Raw genomic sequence first — 1,852 nt, forward strand, 5'->3', positions numbered from 1 at the left:
GCCCCGGCATCCGCCAGGAGGGCTTGGGCTCGCGCATCCAGGCCGGCGCGCTCGTCGAGGTCGGCAATGTCACTGAACGCCCGGCGCCGGCGCGCGGCTTCGATGCGTCGCCCATCCTCTTCGCGAAACCCAGAAATCATGCGCAAGCCCAGGCGAATCGCCGGTTGCGCGCCGTCGATCGGCTCCAGGCTGCAATCCCAGTCGCTGGCCTGCACATCCACCGCGCGAATCTGCAAACGATGGCGCCGCGCGTCCTGCAGGATCTGGTCCGGGCTGTAGAACCCCATGGGCCAACTGTTGATCAGCGCACACGCAAACGCGGCCGGCTCGTGGCACTTGAGCCAGCAACTGGCGTAGGTCAGCAAGGCGAAACTGGCCGCGTGGGACTCGGGAAAACCATAGCTGCCAAAGCCCTTGATCTGCTCGAAGATCTGCGCAGCAAATGCCTCGCTGTAGCCGTTTTTGAGCATGCCGGCACGCAGGCGCTGTTGATGCGGTTCCAGGCCGCCATGGCGTTTCCAGGCGGCCATCGAGCGGCGCAACTGGTCGGCCTCGCCGGGGCCGTAGTCGGCAGCAACCATGGCGATCTGCATCACCTGTTCCTGGAACAGCGGGATGCCCAGGGTGCGTTTCAACACCGCCTCAAGCTCCGGCGACGGATAGGTGGTGGGTTCTTCTTTGTTCCGCCGACGCAGATACGGATGCACCATGCCGCCCTGGATCGGCCCCGGCCGCACAATCGCGACTTCGATCACCAGGTCGTAAAACGTCTGTGGCTTGAGCCTCGGCAGCATCGACATCTGCGCCCGCGACTCGATCTGGAACACGCCGATGGTGTCGGCCTTGCTGATCATCGCGTAGGTGGCCGGGTCTTCCTTGGGGATCGTCGCCAGGGCCAGGTCCTGGTTGCGATGACGGCGCAACAGATCAAAACAGCGGCGGATCGCGGTGAGCATGCCCAGGGCCAGAATATCGACCTTGAGCAGGCCCACCGCGTCGAGGTCGTCCTTGTCCCACTGGATAATGGTGCGCTCAGCCATTGCGGCGTTTTCCACCGGTACCAGGGTGTCCAGCGGGTATTCGGAAATCACGAAACCGCCGGGGTGCTGGGACAGGTGCCGGGGGAAGCCGATCAACTGCTGGGTCAGTGTGAGCACGCGGTGCATGATCGGGCTTTGCGGGTCGAAACCGCCTTCGCGCAGGCGTTCCAGCGGCGGCGCGTCGTCGCTCCAGCGCCCGCAGCATTCCGCCAGGGCGTTGATCTGGTCCGGCGGCAACCCGAGGGCCTTAGCCACGTCGCGCACCGCGCCGGCCGCGTGGTAACTGCTGACCACTGCGGTCAACGCCGCGCGGGTGCGGCCGTAGCGCTGGAACACGTATTGCAGCACTTCTTCGCGGCGCTCGTGTTCGAAATCCACGTCGATATCCGGCGGCTCGTTACGCTCCTTGGACAGGAAACGCTCGAACAGCATGTCCGTCAGGCTCGGGTCGATCTCGGTAATACCCAGGGCAAAACACACCGCCGAGTTGGCCGCCGAGCCGCGCCCCTGGCACAGGATGTCGCGGCTGCGGGCAAAGCGCACGATGTCGTGCACGGTGAGGAAATAACTTTCGTAGCCCAGATCGCTGATCAGCGCCAACTCTTTATAGATTTGCTCCAGGGTCTTCGCGTCGACACCGTGGGGCCAGCGCCGGGCGATGCCCTCTTCGGTGACGCGGCGCAGCCAGGACTGCGCGTCATGCCCCTCGGGCACCAGCTCGCGTGGGTAGTGGTAGCGCAATTGGCTGAGGTCGAAGGTGCAACGCTGCGCAATCGCCAGGCTTTCGTCGCGCAAGGCTTGCGGGTACAGCG

The 1,852-nt window shown here is 64.8% G+C and carries 1 protein-coding gene; it reads right to left on the reverse strand.

What is annotated here, in order from left to right:
• Positions 1-1,852, reverse strand: a 1,852-nt coding sequence (locus WBR57_RS18710; protein ID WP_424085446.1) for an error-prone DNA polymerase, incomplete at both ends; no start/stop codon positions are given.

The sequence above is a fragment of the Pseudomonas sp. genome, assembly GCF_049590575.1.
GTDB lineage: Bacteria > Pseudomonadota > Gammaproteobacteria > Pseudomonadales > Pseudomonadaceae > Aquipseudomonas.